This window comes from Arsenicibacter sp. R0_47 (assembly GCF_057652235.1).
Genome location: NZ_JBYFCJ010000020.1, coordinates 1 through 16593, shown reverse-complemented (window position 1 = coordinate 16593; position 16593 = coordinate 1). Strand labels below are relative to the sequence as shown.

Sequence of the window (16593 nt, the reverse complement as noted above, 5' to 3'; positions counted from 1 at the left end):
GAAAACCGGTTACTTTTTCGTCGCCGCTGCCGCCACCGGTTTTTTAGCAACGGGCTTCGCCGTGCCGGGGCCGGTTTTCTGGGTCATTGTCAACGGGTCCCAGTACACCACTTTTTTCTCGAAATAACTTTCGTTGCAGGCCAGTACGGGCGCGGCCGCGCGGAAGCCGAAAACCGGATCTTCAATCGTTCCCTGGCTGCCTTTCCGGATGTTGTCGAAGAAATCACCGAAGTGGCGGGCGTGGGCATCGTCGTTTTTCGGGGATTCAAATTTAACCTCTTTGACCGGTTCGGTGGCGCGGGTTTCGGGCGGGTATTTGGCGTCGTACTGTTTGGTGAATTCTTTCTGAACGTCTTCGGTAAAGGTGAAATAGCTGTCGTAGCCTCCGTAGCCTGGCGCAAGCGGCAGCTTTTTCTTCGTCATGATGAGGCCGTTTTCCGAGAACTCGATTTGTCCCTCGTTGCCGATAATCCTGGTCATGTTATTGATCTTGCCGGCGTTGGCAAAGTTGACCCGTAGCACCATCTGGAATGCTTCGTGCTGATCGCTTTTGGGGTAATCCATGACGGAGGTCATCACATCCGGCACATCGCGGCCGTCTTTCCAGTAGGCCAGGTTGCCCGACGAATAAATCCGGTTCGGGCCCATGGAGTTGGTAACGAAGTGAACACCCGTAATGAGGTGTACAAACAGGTCACCGGCCACACCGGTGCCGTAATCGCGGTAATTCCGCCAGCGGAAGAAGCGGGTTGCATCAAACGGGCGTTTAGGCGCATCGCCCAGAAACCGGTCCCAGTCGAGGGTTTGGGTCGATGCATCGGTTGGAATGGAATAGTTCCAGGCACCGATGGCGTTAAACCGGTCGCTGTTCGACTCAATGTAGTTGATCGCTCCGATGTCGCCGGCCTGTACGAGTCGTTTCGCTTCCTGAAAGGCAGCACTGCTGATCCGCTGACTGCCAACCTGCATGGTTTTGCCCGATTTTTTCCAGGCATCAATTACGGCTTTGCCTTCGTTGATGTGGTGAACCATCGGTTTCTCGCAGTATACGTGCTTGCCTGCTTTCAGGGCGGCAATGGTAATGTGGTCGTGCCAGTGATCCGGGGTTACGACCAGTACGGCATCAATGTCTTTGCGGGCCAGAATTTCCCGATAGTCGCGGGTCGTAAAAAGGTCTTTGCTGAACGCCGTCTTCGCATGTTCGAGCCGCCCGTCGTAGAGGTCAGCCACGGCCACGAGTTCAACATCCGGATTGCGGAGGGCGGCCTGTGTGTCATAATTTCCCTGAATACCCATGCCAATGGTGGCAATCCGGATTTTGTCGTTGGGGCTTACTTTTTTCAGGTTCCGGATAATGGAAAACGGACCGGCCATGCTCTGTGTGGCAGCCAGCGCAGAGGCTGCTGTAACACCTTTGATGAAGTTGCGACGCGTCGATTGCATGCTTGTCAGATCGGGTTTAAACGTATAGTGTTAAAAGCAGACCGGCCCCCGGATATACCGGCATTAATTAAGCGGCTGGCTGATCGAAACAGGATCCCCTGAAGGGGTAATGCCCTGAATCGTAATGCGGGTCCGTGCCGGAAGTTTCGGTACCGGCAACAGGGCTTCAAACCGGCCCTGTCTGTCGGTAACTGCCGCCGGAAACCAGCCGATAACATCCAGCAGGGCAGGTGGTACGGGTGTGCGCCCCGCCGGAAAGCGGGTCGTTAAAAAATCACGGTGTACGGTATAGCCTGGTAGTTTATAAAATGCCGTGCTGCCCGCATTACCCGTTGTTCCGGCGCCCTGCCGTGTGTAAAAGGCAATGATGCCGTTATTGCCCCGGACACCATAAATGCTGGCGGTAGCGCTTTTCAGAATCTCAATCCGTTCAATGTCAGTCGCCTGGAACAGGAGGAGCTGCCGCCCGTCGTCGTCCTGAACCGGATACCCGTCAACGAGGAATAACGGGTTGGAAAACGTATTACTGACGACTTGCCGGGCCGTGTACGGATTCGCTTCCAGCGAGCGCGGGGTGACATTGAGGCTGGTAATCCCTGCGGTAGGGCCGGTACCGTAGATGCGGACGTTATAGGCAAGGCTGCCTTTGTTATCGACCTCGGTAACGCTGATGCCCGACAGGTTACGGAGCAGCGTATACAAGCTCGTCTGACCGGCGCGTTTCTGGTCGGTAACGATAATGGTCTGATCAACACGGTCGTGCATACTCCGCCGCCGGATGCTTTCGGGACGTTCATCGGTGACCGGTGCTTTTACCACGACCTCTTTCAGGAGTTTGGCCCCTGCCTGCCGGTATTGCGCAGGATCCGCTGCCTGCCGCTCACGGCCCCCGGTGAGCACGGTCGCCAGCGCGGCCGGTGCTGAATCAACCGGAGAAAGCATAGGCTGCGTCACAAATGTACCTGCACTGTTATCAAAAACAACCTTTGCCTTAATCTCCCGTTTGGTTGCATCCGAAAGCTGAACCCGCAGCTGCGTCGAATCGGTGAGTACTAATCCGTCTATGGCAAACCGGCCATCGGCGCCGGTAGTGGTTTGCTTAACCTGCCATCGCTGGCCGCCCATTACGGTCAGTACCATGTTCAGCCCGTTCAGGGGTTCATTCTGTAGATTAACGACCTGACCCCGCAAGGTTATGTCGGCAGTTTCCGGGGCCTTTGTCGCTATGCGGTCAACCGGCTGCGTGCGGATCGACCGCCAGCCCTGCGTCAGCAACACCTGATCAAGGGCCTGCCAGGTTTGGCGGGAACGATTCCGGAAATATACCCGTGGCTGTTCGACCACACCCGCTAATTCGCCGGTCAGCAGCAGGTGAACGGGTATGTCAGCGGCAACCGTATCGGCTGGTACCTGCGCATCGCTCGTAACGGCAACCGACAGCAGGGCCTGTACCGGTACGGGTGTGCCATCGCTCAGCCGGAGGGTAATGGTAGTCTGGTTGGCCGCGGGGGCCGATGACAGGTCGAAATCCGCCCGAATCGCCGGCCGCCGCTCGGGGATAAAGACGAGTCGCTCGGCTTGCGGCCGGCCCAGTGAATCGTATAGTGTCAGTTGGGCTACACCCGCCGGAAAGTTAGCGGTATTGAGGGTCACGTCTGCCGGTTTGCCGGATAAACCCAGTACCAATGCGTCGATCACCCGTCCGCGGCTCTGGGCAATCAGATAGGCAGTCCGGTGCTGATACGCTGCCGAAGCCATTATCCGCACCAGCACCTGACCGGAGTCTGCTGCCAGACTGGTCCGTAGCGTCAGGCCTTCGGGTAAGGATGGAGGTAAGGTAACCTGCTTGTTTTGAGGCGCTACCATGTGGGCCGTAAGCCGTTGGGCAGGAGCCGGAGCAGCGGGTAGTTCGACCTGGCCGAACCCCAGTGCATTGGTCTGAAAACGGGTAAGCTCCTGACCGGCCGCATCCAGGATGCGTCCCTGCACCGGTTGCCCCTTACCGGCGGCATTGAGGGCACGGATGCCAAACCGGACGGGTAATCCGGCTACCATATTGCCGCCTTCGGGCAGCAGCTGCATGTCGGAATCACCGTTAAGCACCGGAGCGGCCGGCGTCGGCGTAGTTGGTTGCGCAGCTGATTGCAGGACCGGGATCGTGCGCTCGAAGGGCGGGCGGTTCGCCAACCGGTCTGCGTCGGTGTACGCACGGAGCTGATACATCCCGTCCGCGAGGGAGTCCGGTAAATAGACCGATGTTTCTCCCCGGCCAACATGGATGGCAACCCATTGCTGACTGACCAGCCGCCGATCTGACGACCAGAGTTCAAGCCGTACTGCCGGACCGGTGTCGCTGGTATCGGGCTGGTGCGTCCGGCGTTGCAGGGCATAGATGCTGCACCAGATCCGGTCGCCGGTCAGGTATACCGGTTTGTCGATGTGTACAAACAGTGCTTTACTGTTGGGCTGGCTACGCCACACCTGCCGGAGCGAGTCAAGCCGCTTATCGGCGGGTCGGATCAGCGGCGCTGCCGGGCCGGGCTGCCCGGCCTGCGCCGTAACCGGTTTGGGTTGCGGGTCGCCCTTAATGGGCGTTTCCGGTGTCCAGTCATCGGGTAAGGCACTGGCCAGCCGGTCGTTACTCAGGTAGCCCCGGGCCTCAAAGCCATTAGGTTTCACAATCAGTCCGCTCGTACTGATGTCGATGGAACGTTGCGGAAAAACCAGCTGAGAGTACGCGTACTGGGCATCACGGTAGGGAGAAAAACGGGACGAGACCGGCGTATAGAATACAACCAGCGGCAGGTAGCTTGTCAGCACCCGTTCATTGGGTACCTGCCCGGCGGTCAGAGCGGCCTGTGCGTCAAACGGTTTCAGGTGATTGCCCAGTTCGCTGCTCAGCATTGGCACGGAGTTTTTGGCGATGGGGGTTGTAACGTCTTCGCGGTAGACCAGAAATTTTTCGTCTTCCAGCCGGTTTTGCAGCAGGGCGGTCATAAAATGCCGTAGTGATCCGCGGTAGGCCTGCAACCGGTTGCGCTGCCACTGGCGGTTTTGTTTCTCAGATGTCGGCGTAAGTTCGGCAAAGAGCGTATGTCCGGCGTAGAATGTCCCCTTGCCCGGCTCGAACCGGAAGCCAACGAGCTGGTAAGTAATCTGATACCCCAGTGACAGGTTTTCGAATCGCAGCGGTTCGGCCGCCCGCGCCGTTAATACGCCTGCTGTTTCGGTAAAGCTCAGGACTTCGGCGTTCAGCAGGCGGCAGTCGCCGGCAAAGGGGGATTGGCCCAGCAGCTCTTTCTCGACGGTGCGGGCGTTCTGTAGCCATGCCTTATCTCGTTTGGCAACCACCACCAGTTCCTGCAGCACGGTAATCCGGAGTGCGACATCGACGGGTTTGCCGGTTGGGCGCAGGCGTTGCCGGAAGGGCTCGTAACCCGTAAAAGAGACGACCAGTTCAATGGTGTTCTGCGGCACGTTTGTCAGTACGTAATTGCCTTTTTCGTCGGTGGTGGTTCCCCTTGTCGTGCCGCTGATGTACACGTTGGCGGCCGGAATCGGCTGATGGGTTTCGGCATCGGTCACGGTTCCGCGGAGGATTGTTGCCGTTTCCTGCGCACAGGCAGCCTGACTGATCACGAGCCAGCCGGTCAGATACAGGACACAACACAGGAATGGGGCAGTTAGTCGGGTCAGCATAGCCAGGTTAAGGAAGAAAAACTGCATAAAAGGCACCGGACAGCAACCGGATTAGGTGTTATTATACAATTTTTTGTAGGTTCGTTACAAATATAATAGTCTGTCGGACTGTATATGTGTAACACTCAATGGAAAAACACTTATGAAGTGGTCATTCGTCATACAACAAAAACTGAAAGCGGCTTTGCTGTTAAGCGGCATCATGGCCATCATTACGCTGAATACCTTTATCTCCCGGAAGAACATACGCAGCATCAACCAATCGTTTTCGTCCATTTACGCTGACCGGCTGATGCCGGCTATTGATATGGTATACCTAACGGAGAGCCTGTTTACTAAACGCATTGCGCTGCAAAAGCAGATGATTCTGGGCCGGTCGCCGGATGAAGCCTTTTTTGTGAGCCAGCAACGGATGCATCAGGGCCGTATTGATTCCCTGCTGACAGCCTACGAAAAGACGTTTCTGGTTGACGGCGAAACCAGAGGCCTGCAACTCTTTAAGCAGCAGCTGGCCCGCTACAACGGACAGGAGCGCGACCTGCTGACGCTGTACCGGAAAGACAAAGCGCAGGCACTCGATGAACTGGTGAAAGGCAGGAGCGCGCAGACATTTCAGGCCTTAATGGGGGAAGTCCATGAACTGACCGCCATTCAATCGGCAGAAGGCCGGGCGCTGATGATGGAATCGAAAAGTGAGTCGTCGGTATTTAATCTGGTATCCATGATTCAGATAGTCAGTGCGATTGTGGTCGGCCTGCTGATTCTGGGACTGATCCATCAGTCAAAGCTGATCAACAAGGATTCGCAGCCTTTTCACCTGAACTGACATTCGCTCAATAATCCTAACAATGATCAGATAAAGTGGTTTGCAGGTTAGCAAGAAATCAGGTTTCCTCCTTACTTTGGGGACTATTTTAACCAAAACAACAGAAATCATGCGTTGGATAGGAAGACGTGAAAGTGATAATGTAGAAGATCGCCGGGGCGGCGGGGGCGGCACCGGCATGGTGGTTGGCGGGGGCATAGGTACCCTGGTCATTGCCCTGATCGTAATGTTGCTGGGCGGTGACCCGTCCGAAGTATTCAATCAGTCGGGGTCCGACCAGGTGGCTACCGAAGCACCGGCGGGGCCGCAGGCAGACGATGAAGCCGCTAAGTTTGTCAAGGTTGTTCTGGCCGATACCGAAGACGTCTGGACGAAACTGCTGGCGGAGCAGAACCAGCAATATCCTAAACCGACGATGGTGCTTTTCCGTGGAAGAACCCAGTCGGGCTGCGGAACAGCTACGGCCGCTTCGGGACCGTTCTACTGCCCTGCCGATGAAAAATTATACATCGACCTTTCGTTTTACGATGAACTGTCGTCGCGCTTCAATGCACCCGGCGATTTTGCCATGGCCTATGTCGTTGCCCATGAAGTCGGCCACCACCTGCAGCACCAGTGGGGGATACTCGACAAAGTGAATAATGCCCGCGGACGGGTGAGTGAGGCAGAATACAATAAGCTCTCGGTACGCCTGGAGTTACAGGCTGATTTTCTGGCCGGTGTCTGGGCGCACTATGCGCAGAAAACGCTGAAAGTAGTGGAAGACGGAGACATTGAAGAAGCCATGCGGGCGGCCAATGCCATCGGTGACGACCGGCTGCAGAAAGAGTCGCAGGGCTATGTAGTGCCCGATGCGTTTACCCACGGTACGTCAGCTCAGCGGGTTTACTGGTTTAAAAAGGGTTTCCAGACCGGTGACCTGAATCAGGGCGATACCTTCAACAGCCGCGAAGACCGGAATTTGCAATAAACCGGAAAACCAATATTTTTTATTTTACTACATAGGCACATAGAAAATTTAAGAATATAATCTTTATTTCTCTATGTGCCTATGTGGTAAATTTTTGTTTGCTACGTATTTATAGTGTAGTCTATTCAGTTACATACTTAATTCTGCTGCTGGCGATAGTGTTCGGCGCGCTGTTGGGCCGGATCATCCATTTTTGTCTCACCGGCCTGTGGCCCCGTCTGAATCTTCGACCAGTCAAAGGGTTTGCCGTATGGATTCATTGCCTTTTGCGGGTCAAAAATACGCTTGTCGGGCAGCACAACCGTATACGGCGTAACGTCCGGCTTGTCGGTAAAAAAGTCCTGTAGCAGCGACGCCGTCTGGTCATACTGGTTGACGTACGGAACGCCAAGCGTGTTATAAATCACCTTCAGAATAGACCCGAAATTGCCATGCGTGTGGGAGACATATCCCCGCTTCACGTAAGGCCCCGCCATCATCAGCACCGACCGGTGCCCGTCGATATGGTCAACACCCCCCTGCGGATCGTCTTCGGTAATAATCACCAGCATATCTTTCCAATATGGTGTCCGCGACAGGAAATGCAGAATGCGGCCTACTGCCAGATCATTATCGGCCATGTACGAATGCGTAAACGGATAACCAGCATCGGGTCTCGGGCGTGAGCCGTGGTCGTTCGGCACCTGCATGGTGATGAGCTGCGGCATTTTCTCCTTGCCTTTCAGCCACTTTTCCGTAAACTCCTGCTCAAACTGCTCCATGCGGTACTGGTCCGGAATGCTGGTATTATAGCCGGCATAGTTCCGCGACGTATGCCGGAATGCGGCACCCGGCATCGGAAACACAACGGGCTGGGCCGTACCGAACGGCAGGGTGTTGGCGTCTTCGTGTGCTCCGTTGTATTCATTGGCCTCGCCGAAGTTATAAAAGGAAATCTTTGCCCGTTCGAGGGCTTCCCACAGTCCGCCGGTTTCGTTATAGTCCTCAGGATCAATGGCCCCTGTGGTGCGCGGAAACCGTCGGCCCGGCGCTTTGGAGAAGGCATCGAATGTCGCAGACGTTGACGAATTTGCCTCCACCCACTCATTCGGAATGGTGCCCATCATCCAGTGGTGGCCATGAATGCTGGCGTCTGAGTCGCAGTAGAAGTTGTCGGAAAACGCAAACTGCGTCGCCACCCGCTGGTGATTCGGCATGACCGCCACGCCAAACAGCGAGTCGGCCTGGTTTTTGCCTTTAATCGTCACATTCACACCATACCGCGCCAGTGTTGAGTCCCCGCGTCCTGTTTTAAGCTGCCCGAGCACTTCGTCATACGTGCGGTTTTCTTTGGTGATGTACACAATGTGTTTAATCGGCGACTGCCGGATTTCAGGCAACGGCGGTAACGGATTTGTTTTGTCGTCGATAACCGGAACTACGTCAAATGTATTTGCCAGAACCTGCTTTGTATAAGCCGCAAGCGCGTCCGGACCCGGTACCGGGATGGCCTGAAACGTACCCAGCTGAATGTCGCCGACATAAGTGCCCTGCGGTGGCCGGACAAAGGATTTACCTCCGTTTGGGCCTGCCCCGTAACCACGGGCCGAGACTACATATACCATTCCGTTATCGGCCGACAGGGCGAGTTTGGTTGGGCCCCAGCCGGTCGGAATCAGCCCCTTTACTTTCTTAGACGGCACATCCACGACCGCTACGGCGTTGAAGGCCAGCAGGGCGACATACAGTGTTTTTTCGTCGTTGCTCAGGGCCAGCCCAAACGGCATCAGGCCTCTGAAGCGGTCGATACGCCGGTCCGCTTTCAGCGGAATTGTCCCGACGATTTTATGTTTTACGTAGTCAATAACCGAAATGTTATCGTTGGTCGCATTCGACACATAGGCGTAGCGCTGCCCGACGGCGATGGAATTGGGACTGCTGCCGCCCACTACCTCGGCTTCTTCAATCATCTCGCCGATCTGAACGCCTGTTTTATGTCTGGCCACTACCTTGTTGGTTTGCAGGTCGATGGTCCAGACGCTCATGGCCTCATCGTCGAGCGGGTCGCCGAGTCCGGGGATTTTCCGGCCTTCGATTTCGACCCCTTCCCGCGATTCTTTGGTATGTGCCCCGTAGGCCGGAAAGCGGAGCATCATGCTGTCCTTGTTCGCTGGTGTCACACCCGGCACAAGCGGGTACTCATACAGGCCCACGTTGGCTACAAAGGCCAGTTTTTTGTCCGGGCTCAGCGAGAGGCCGAAGGGTTGCCGGCCTACCGGGATAGACGCTGTAACGGTTTTAGTGGCCAGGTCGATGCGGACCATCCGGAAGTTGGCGCGGTCGAGGGCCAGTAATTCGCGGCCGTTCAGGAGCAGGTCAGACGTAAAGCTTTCGCCGAAGCCCTGCCCGTCGAGACTGATGCTGTCGATCGCCGTTTTTCGGTTAACGTCAAACACGATAATCCGGCCTTTATCGCCGTTGCTGAGGTAGGCAAGCCGGCTGTCGGCCGAAAAGGCAACACCCAGAAACGAACCGCCGCGAACCGGAGAACTGTTGGCCGGCTGGCCATAGTCAGGCACCCGCGCCGGTTTGAGTGATGGCAGGTCAACCACGGTAACAACACCGTCATGCAGGGTCAGGGCGGTGCGGCCGTCGGGGGCGATGGCCAGACCGAAGGGGTCGTTGGTGATGCGTATAACGTTTCCGGCAGGGGTGACCAGGCGGCCGCTCGGTAAAACGGCGCTGCGCCCGTTGGTGTCGATCTGACAGAACTGCGTGCGCCCCGGCACCTGTAGGGTCTGGTAGGTTTTCTGGGCTATGGCCGGTGTTACGCCGCAAAGTGCCATTGCCCACAGAAATCGTTTCATGCCTGAGTGAGATAGCGTTCGCAGATCTGCAGATAATGCGTAAGTGACGGGGTTTGTGCATCGGTATCCTTCGCCAGTTCGTCCCAGCGGCGCATTTGCAGAATGCCGTGAAAGTGAGGATTCTGCTCAAAATCAGTAGCTTCTTCCGGACTCATCGGGCCGCCCTGAAACGTCAGCGTTTGCAGGCTGGCATCCGAGAGGTCGGCCAGGTAATCAGGATTACGCGCCACCAGATACCGTTTGGCATTCACATGATGCTCAATCAGCTGCGCGGTTTTTTCGGAAAACCCGCGCTCGCGCAGGTAGTCGGCCGCCAGTTTTTCATGGTCTACGCGGCCGTACCCGTCCATGTGCTCTTCGGCAACATCCGACGGCAGCAAATGACCGATGTCGTGCAGCAGGGCGGCAATGATACATTCGTCGTCGAGTTTTGCACGTTCGGCAAGGTGGGCACATTGCAGGGCATGCTGCAATTGGGTAACGTCCTCACCATAGTAGGCTTCCTGCCCGCTACGGTCAAAAAGAGCGCTGATATCGGCTATAGTTTGCTGGGTGTTCATGCAGAATAAGATAAAATACAGGCCACTAACTTACGCGAAAATCGGCGGCTAAGGCCATTGGCGGTGTGAAATTTCTGTTAATCCGGTCTTTAACAAAAAAAAGAGGCAACCCCGAAGGAGATGCCTCTTTTTTACTACGGTGCAGCGCCGTTAACCCTGCCAGACCGCCGGATTTTCGCGCCACGCGTTGAGCGAAGCCATGTCTGATTCAGAAATATAATCGAGGGCCGCCGCTTCGGTCAGCAGCGCCGTGTAATCACTCAGGCAAACGAGCTTAACGTCTTTGTTGCTGAAGTTCTGATCGGCAACGGGAAAGCCGTAGGTGAAGATAGCGACCATGCCCAGCACCTCTGCACCGGCCTGACGCAGCACGTCAACCACTTTCAGCGAACTACCGCCGGTCGAAATCAGGTCTTCAACCACAACCACTTTCTGACCAGGTTCAAGCCGGCCTTCGATCTGGTTACCCATGCCGTGTTTTTTCGGCTCCGGCCGGACATAACAATAAGGGAGTGCCAGGGCATCGGCAACCAGTACCCCCTGCGGGATACCGGCGGTGGCAACCCCGGCAATGATATCAGCCTCCGGGAACTGCTCCTGAACAGCCTGTGCCAGTGCGTGCTTGATCAGCGTGCGGGCAGGCGGGTAAGACAGGGTAATACGGTTATCGCAGTAAATCGGCGACTTCCAGCCCGAACTCCAGGTAAACGGTTCCTGCGGCCGTAACCGGACCGCCTTCACGTCGAGGAGCGCGCGGGCAACTTCACTTTTTATTGAATCCATACTCATCACTACTAGCTTATTCGTCAGAGAGTTTCTTGACCAGCATTTTGTCGATCCGGCTCTTGTCCATGTCCACAATTTCGAACTGGTAATTATGCCAGGTAAAGGTTTCGCCGGTCTGCGGAATATCCTTCAGGATATGCAGCGCAAAGCCGCCGAGGGTATCAAAGCCGGTCAGTTCGCGGCGGCTCTGGGCCGACAGCGTGATGTCGAAGTGCTCCACAAATTCGTCGAACGGCAACTGGGCATCAATCAGGAAACTACCGTCTTCGCGCTCCCGGATTTCATAGTTGAATTCGCTGGTTTCCGAAATATCGCCCACCAGCGCGTCCAGAATATCATTCAGGGTCACAATACCCAGAACGCCGCCGTATTCATCGACAATAATGCCCACGTATTGCCGGCGTTCGCGGAACCGTTCCAGTACCTGATAGGCACGGTTATTTTCCGGGATATACAGCACTTCGCGTTTGATCGAGTCTAGCCGCAGAATTTCCGTGGAAAGATCTTTACCAAGTAAATCCTTCGAATACACCAGTCCGACCACTTCATCCACACCGCCGTTACAGAGCGGATAGGTCGAATGTTTATACTGAATAACCTTCTCAATGTTTTCTTCGGCCGATTCTTCCAGATCCAGGTATACAATCTCCTGCCGGTTAGTCATCAGCGACGTAATGCGCCGGTCGCCCAGCTGGAAAACATTCTGTACAATTTCCTGTTCAATTTCCTCGATGGCACCACCGGTGGTTCCTTCCTGAATCAGGCTTTTGATTTCTTCTTCCGTTACGGCGCTTTCGTTCGGCTTAATCTGGAGCAGCTTGATGAGCAAGTCGCTCGACACACTGAGAAGGCTGATAAACGGCGACGTAATTTTTGATAACAGAATCATCGGGGCCGCCATGGTTTTGGCAATGCCTTCCGGATTCGACAGACCGATTCGTTTCGGTACGAGCTCGCCGAGCACCAGTGAGGTATACGTCAGCATAAGCAGCACCAGAACAACGGCAACGGAGCGGGAGTATGGCTGGAGAATATCAATCTGCGCGATGAAGTTCTGGACATCGGTGGTGAGCTGGTCACCACTGAAAATACCTAACAGGATACCGATCAGGGTAATACCAATCTGAACGGTAGATAGAAAGCGGTTTGGTGCGTTAGCCAGATCAAGCGCCACCTGTGCGCGCCGATCGCCGTTTTTGGCAGCGGATTCAAGTTTTGACCGACGGGAGGATACAAGGGCGATTTCGGACATGGAGAAGACGCCGTTGAGTATCGTAAGTAAGAGTATTATGAGTATTTCCACAAAGGGAGAGAATTGACCTGACGCAAAAATAGCATAAGTTCTAACTATGCAACAATGTTGGTTTTGCTAAATTTGCCCAAAAACTAGTTTTCAGCCGCCTGTTTAGCCTTTTGTAAAGATAAGTTTGTTGTTTAGCAGGCTATCCTTGCATTTGAAAACAAACCAGGCTGTAATCATCCCCTACATGATTGTCTTTATTGACGACCGGCCCATCCGAATTATTGGGCGTAATGCAACTGACCGGCTCGAAAGCCACGATTATTTTGATAAGGTAATCGACGCCCGGCTCGGTGTTCTGAAAGAGAGCGCCTTACATGGTCACTTGCTTCTGCTGAATGCTACGCCGGCCACGGCCGAGAAGCTGAATAGTTTACTCCAGAGCAGTGATGCCTCACACCTGTTGTCGGTAACGCTTGTCTGTCTTGATAAAGAGGCGGTTGAAGACCGCTTCAAGACGCTGTACAAGGTGGTAAAGGCCGCAGGAGGCGTGGTGTTTAAAGGCAATAAAATGCTCCTCATGTTCCGCCGCGGCGTGTGGGACCTGCCAAAGGGTAAACTCGACGACGGTGAATCGTCGCAGGAGGGAGCCATGCGGGAAGTCGAGGAAGAAACCGGCGTCCGGGTCGATATTGAGGAAAAAATCTGTACCACGTGGCATACCTATACGCTGAATGGCAACCGGATTCTGAAACGGACCAAGTGGTACCGGATGGTCTGCATCGACGACCGGAAGATGGCCCCGCAGGAAGATGAAGATATTGAAAAACTGGCCTGGATGGATACCAAACAAACGCAGATGGCGCTGACCAACTCGTTCAGCTCCATCCGCTACGTGATTGAGTCATTGGTAAAATAAGCGGTGGAAACACCGCTTATTTTTTTGGATCAATATTGTACGGCAGAAAATTGTCGATGTTTTTGTGGTACCGGTGCAGATCACGGATGATGCTCGAACTGATCGGTGCCAGATGAGGGGAGGTAATCAGAAAAACCGTCTCCACGTCTTCATAGACATACCGGTTTACCTGCGAAATGCCGTTTTCGTATTCGAAATCCGTGGTATTGCGTAAACCACGCAATAAAAAACGGGCGCCCAGCTCGCGGGCAACATTGGCCGTCAGGTCATCATACGATACCACCCTGACCGCCGGGTACTCCCTGAACGTTTCTTCAATCAGTTGCTGCATGAGCTCCAGCCCGAAATAGCGTTGCTTATTCGCATTACGGCCAATACCGATAACGACTTCGTCGAACAGATTCAGGCCGCGCAGAACGATGTCTTCGTGCCCTTTGGTGAACGGGTCGAAAGAGCCCGGGAAAAGTGCGATTCGCTTCATTGACTCACATGAATGTGTCGGCGAATTAGCGAAGAAAATAACTACAAACCTACAAGAGGGAGTAAAGAGTGAAAGAGTGATTGAGTGAAAGAGCGATAGTGATTGTGTGAAAAAAGAATAATTCAATTTGCTTTTGTGGGTACTCAGGTGCTTAGTCGCTGAGGAGGCAGAGGCCGTAGAGGCTCAGGTAGCGGTGGTCGGGCAGCTCATCAAAATCGGGGGCGAGCCGGAGCGGGGCAGGCGACTGCCCGAAGCGAAGGTTCGGAAAAAACGCGGCTAACCGTGAATACGTCTCCGAAAAGGGGGTTATTTCCCCGAATAGAACGGCAGTCAGCACATCGGGCGTAAGCTGAAGCTCGGCAATCAGGTAAAGCAGGTAGTACACAAGGTCGTCCGGATTTTTGTACCCGAAACGGTTGCTGTATTTCAGCGAACCACTCTGACGGACAACGGCCGTAACAAACTCGTTCTCAAAATAAAGCGTCAGCACAGGCCGTAAACCCGTTTTGCCGCCATCTGAATACCGGGAGGACTCAAGGATGGTACTGGTCTGGTGCACAAATGACAGCTGCTGTAGCGGATACTGCGCCGAAAAAAAGTCGCTCAGCTGGTGGTCCATGTTGAAGACCACATAACATTGGTCATGAGCGTGGAGGTAGGCGGCCGGAAACTCGTGCGGCATCAGTTCACTGCCACGCATGAACGCCAGATAACTGCCCGCGTATTCTTTCCGGAAAAGCGGTTTGGGAATCAGCGTAAACGAAGGCGAATTGACCGATACCAGCACCTGCCGCCATGAACCGTGCGACAATACCTGATGCTGCTCAAAGATGGTTGGTAGTATGTCGTGGGGCGGGCGCTCATTCAGGAGCGACGGAAACATAAATTCTTCCAGCCAGACACACAGGCCTTCATGATCCAGCATCGCAAACCGGAACCGGTCTTTGGCTACTTCGAGGCATAGGGTCGCCTGTTCGGCCTGAATCGGATCAAAAGATTCCTGACGAATGGCAACGGTTGGTGAAGTAGACACAGTAGCGATCAAAATAATTCAGGCAAACATAATACCGGCAGTCCGGCTAAGACCGGACTGCCGGCAGTGGATCAGTGTAAATATCCCCTCAGGCGGAAGACATCATCCAGCGATTCACACCGCTGAAAAAGCGTATGTACTTCTTCGGGCGGGTAGGCTTTGATCTCTTCAAAGTGCATCATCTGCACATCTTCGATAATCTGCTCATCGGCACCCATTTCCGGATCAAATCCCTGATGAATGCTGCCGCCCAGGTTTTTAACGTCAAAAAATAACTCAAGCGCATGCAGCGGCGGTTGCATAAACTCGTTGACAAACAACAAGTCGCCAACGGCAATATTGAGGCCGGTTTCTTCCACAAATTCACGGACCAGAGCCTCATGCGCTGCCTCACCGAACTGCGGGCCTCCCCCGGGAGGGCACCAGAACGTATCGGTCGGGCCAATGCCACGATGGCGAACCATTAACAGACGATCTCCTTCGCGATAGAGGCCGCATACGCGAAGACGGAGCCGGTTGCCATATAATTTCAAAACCTCTTGCCGGGGTTTATCGAGTATTTCAGTCAAAATGATTCCGGTGGTTAAAAAAGAGAAAAACAAATATAGTTACGAATTATGAATTCCGTAGAGTTCACGGCTGCATAATCCGTAACCTGCTTTCCTTCTTTTAATACATACTACCGGTTATATAACTCTCAAGGGAATTAATTCGTGCCTTCTGGTCATTAATAATCGTCGAAACCACGTCATTGATGGAGATGATGCCGATCAGCGTGCCTTCGTCAACGACCGGCAGGTGGCGGATGTGCTTGTCGGCCATGATCCGCATCGCGTCTTCGAGTTTGTCGGTCGACGTGACGGTAATCAGTTTGCTGGTCATCACCTCATGAATGTGCGTTTCTTTGGAGGCCCGGCCCATCAGAATCCCTTTGCGGGCATAATCCCGTTCGGAGAAAATCCCCGTCAGATTACCATCGGCCATGACCAGTACGGCACCAATGTTTTTCTCGGCCATAAGCTCCAGGGCATGATAAACCGATTCGTCAGGACTAACCGAGTAAATTGTGTTGATTGGCTTGCGCTGTAAGATTTGTTTTATATTCATGGCTCAGAGGGGTTTAGATAGGTTTTCAATTTACTCATATGAGAAAACATATCCAAGCATATCGGGTCCGAAATTGGATCAATTCGATAGAATTCTGCACTAAGTTGATGATTCTTCCGGATTGATATAGTTCATACCCGTCAGTCCGGGCCGACTACCGGCTACATCATCACGGCTTGCCCCGTTGGTCGTGGTGCAACCCACGGCCGCACGTTAGCCGGTCGCAGACCGGCGTACTGTTCTAAGAAAATCAGTAGCAATTAATAGCTTCTGCATAGTCGGGATTACCGTTTAGCCGTAGTGATTTAGCTCTGAATGCTGTTGCGTGAGATGAAAACTTGTAAATTAGTTGATTAGATGCCGGTCAGAGATTGGCTGACGCAAAAGCGTTGATCTGAAACCATTTGTTAAATTATGAAAAGATATGGAAACAGCTATTTACGCTACAATTTATTGTGACGATTTAAATGAAGTTGAGAGAAGTCTGAAGCGTATATTATTTGAGGGAAATTTCAAAAGAATCGAACAAGATTCGGTTTTATTATATGAAGACAACTTGGCTTCATTATCAATAGAATACTACAACAATGAATCATTTTACTTATCCAGGGCTTTCTCATAAAACCCTATGCATGGTCATAAATTCGATTAGTGAGTTAAAATCATCCGCAAACTGATCGATT

Annotated in this window: 13 protein-coding genes; 3 read left to right on the top strand and 10 right to left on the bottom strand. The window is 53.7% G+C overall.

The genetic code is table 11. The features are described 5' to 3' along the window. Nucleotides 1-9: 9 nt before the first annotated feature. On the bottom strand, nucleotides 10-1443 hold the full coding sequence (locus AC23NW_RS25100) for a Gfo/Idh/MocA family protein (RefSeq protein WP_487452912.1): 1434 nt from the start codon (nucleotides 1441-1443) through the stop codon (nucleotides 10-12). A 63-nt stretch (nucleotides 1444-1506) separates the two neighbouring features. Further along, nucleotides 1507-5142 (bottom strand): carboxypeptidase-like regulatory domain-containing protein, encoded by a 3636-nt coding sequence (locus AC23NW_RS25095; protein ID WP_487452911.1) that lies wholly within the window; start codon nucleotides 5140-5142, stop codon nucleotides 1507-1509. A 142-nt stretch (nucleotides 5143-5284) separates the two neighbouring features. Here AC23NW_RS25095 and AC23NW_RS25090 point away from each other — a divergent pair, with 142 nt between their 5' ends. Both AC23NW_RS25090 and ypfJ read left to right on the top strand, forming a co-directional pair. Then, nucleotides 5285-5968 (top strand): MCP four helix bundle domain-containing protein, encoded by a 684-nt coding sequence (locus AC23NW_RS25090; protein ID WP_487452909.1) that lies wholly within the window; start codon nucleotides 5285-5287, stop codon nucleotides 5966-5968. A gap of 109 nt (nucleotides 5969-6077) precedes the next feature. Next, complete coding sequence (gene ypfJ / locus AC23NW_RS25085) at nucleotides 6078-6938, top strand: KPN_02809 family neutral zinc metallopeptidase (protein WP_487452907.1); 861 nt, start codon at nucleotides 6078-6080, stop codon at nucleotides 6936-6938. Nucleotides 6939-7075: 137 nt separating this feature from the next. Here the strand turns inward: ypfJ and AC23NW_RS25080 are convergent, their stop codons facing one another. From AC23NW_RS25080 to AC23NW_RS25065, 4 genes are all read right to left on the bottom strand, one after another. Further along, nucleotides 7076-9784: a bifunctional YncE family protein/alkaline phosphatase family protein gene (locus AC23NW_RS25080; RefSeq protein WP_487452906.1), complete on the bottom strand. Its 2709-nt coding sequence runs from the start codon at nucleotides 9782-9784 to the stop codon at nucleotides 7076-7078. Beyond that, nucleotides 9781-10344: a phosphonate degradation HD-domain oxygenase gene (locus tag AC23NW_RS25075; protein WP_487452904.1), complete on the bottom strand. Its 564-nt coding sequence runs from the start codon at nucleotides 10342-10344 to the stop codon at nucleotides 9781-9783. Before AC23NW_RS25075 ends, AC23NW_RS25080 begins: the two co-directional genes overlap by 4 nt. Before the next feature lie 150 nt (nucleotides 10345-10494). Continuing rightward, the gene (pyrE, locus tag AC23NW_RS25070; protein ID WP_293837247.1) at nucleotides 10495-11133 is read right to left on the bottom strand and encodes an orotate phosphoribosyltransferase; all 639 of its coding nucleotides are present in this window, start codon (nucleotides 11131-11133) and stop codon (nucleotides 10495-10497) included. Nucleotides 11134-11143: 10 nt separating this feature from the next. Then, a complete protein-coding gene (locus AC23NW_RS25065; RefSeq protein WP_293837249.1) occupies nucleotides 11144-12433 on the bottom strand; it encodes a hemolysin family protein in 1290 nt (429 codons plus the stop codon). Nucleotides 12434-12617: 184 nt separating this feature from the next. Here AC23NW_RS25065 and AC23NW_RS25060 point away from each other — a divergent pair, with 184 nt between their 5' ends. After that, nucleotides 12618-13289: an NUDIX hydrolase gene (locus AC23NW_RS25060; RefSeq protein WP_293837251.1), complete on the top strand. Its 672-nt coding sequence runs from the start codon at nucleotides 12618-12620 to the stop codon at nucleotides 13287-13289. Between the two features lie 16 nt (nucleotides 13290-13305). Here AC23NW_RS25060 and coaD read toward each other — a convergent pair whose 3' ends face one another. The 4 genes from coaD to AC23NW_RS25040 all read right to left on the bottom strand — a co-directional run bounded on the left by coaD (nucleotide 13306) and on the right by AC23NW_RS25040 (nucleotide 15910). Continuing rightward, nucleotides 13306-13770, bottom strand: coding sequence for a pantetheine-phosphate adenylyltransferase (gene coaD, locus AC23NW_RS25055; protein ID WP_293837253.1), 465 nt, complete (start codon nucleotides 13768-13770; stop codon nucleotides 13306-13308). A 151-nt stretch (nucleotides 13771-13921) separates the two neighbouring features. Then, on the bottom strand, nucleotides 13922-14803 hold the full coding sequence (locus AC23NW_RS25050) for a DUF3822 family protein (RefSeq protein WP_487452903.1): 882 nt from the start codon (nucleotides 14801-14803) through the stop codon (nucleotides 13922-13924). A gap of 71 nt (nucleotides 14804-14874) precedes the next feature. Then, the gene (locus AC23NW_RS25045) at nucleotides 14875-15372 is read right to left on the bottom strand and encodes an NUDIX domain-containing protein (protein WP_293837261.1); all 498 of its coding nucleotides are present in this window, start codon (nucleotides 15370-15372) and stop codon (nucleotides 14875-14877) included. A gap of 100 nt (nucleotides 15373-15472) precedes the next feature. After that, nucleotides 15473-15910 carry a CBS domain-containing protein gene (locus tag AC23NW_RS25040; RefSeq protein ID WP_071502821.1) on the bottom strand — a complete coding sequence of 146 codons (438 nt, stop codon included), beginning with the start codon at nucleotides 15908-15910 and terminating at the stop codon, nucleotides 15473-15475. Nucleotides 15911-16593: the final 683 nt, after the last annotated feature.

What these genes read in the sequence shown, in the direction of transcription:
- AC23NW_RS25040 (WP_071502821.1), bottom strand. Translation starts at nt 15,910, where the DNA reads ATGAATATAAAACAAATCTTACAGCGCAAGCCAATCAACACAATTTAC.
- ypfJ (WP_487452907.1), top strand. Translation starts at nt 6,078, where the DNA reads ATGCGTTGGATAGGAAGACGTGAAAGTGATAATGTAGAAGATCGCCGG.
- AC23NW_RS25090 (WP_487452909.1), top strand. Translation starts at nt 5,285, where the DNA reads ATGAAGTGGTCATTCGTCATACAACAAAAACTGAAAGCGGCTTTGCTG.
- pyrE (WP_293837247.1), bottom strand. Translation starts at nt 11,133, where the DNA reads ATGAGTATGGATTCAATAAAAAGTGAAGTTGCCCGCGCGCTCCTCGAC.
- AC23NW_RS25095 (WP_487452911.1), bottom strand. Translation starts at nt 5,142, where the DNA reads ATGCTGACCCGACTAACTGCCCCATTCCTGTGTTGTGTCCTGTATCTG.
- AC23NW_RS25060 (WP_293837251.1), top strand. Translation starts at nt 12,618, where the DNA reads ATGATTGTCTTTATTGACGACCGGCCCATCCGAATTATTGGGCGTAAT.
- coaD (WP_293837253.1), bottom strand. Translation starts at nt 13,770, where the DNA reads ATGAAGCGAATCGCACTTTTCCCGGGCTCTTTCGACCCGTTCACCAAA.
- AC23NW_RS25080 (WP_487452906.1), bottom strand. Translation starts at nt 9,784, where the DNA reads ATGAAACGATTTCTGTGGGCAATGGCACTTTGCGGCGTAACACCGGCC.
- AC23NW_RS25100 (WP_487452912.1), bottom strand. Translation starts at nt 1,443, where the DNA reads ATGCAATCGACGCGTCGCAACTTCATCAAAGGTGTTACAGCAGCCTCT.
- AC23NW_RS25075 (WP_487452904.1), bottom strand. Translation starts at nt 10,344, where the DNA reads ATGAACACCCAGCAAACTATAGCCGATATCAGCGCTCTTTTTGACCGT.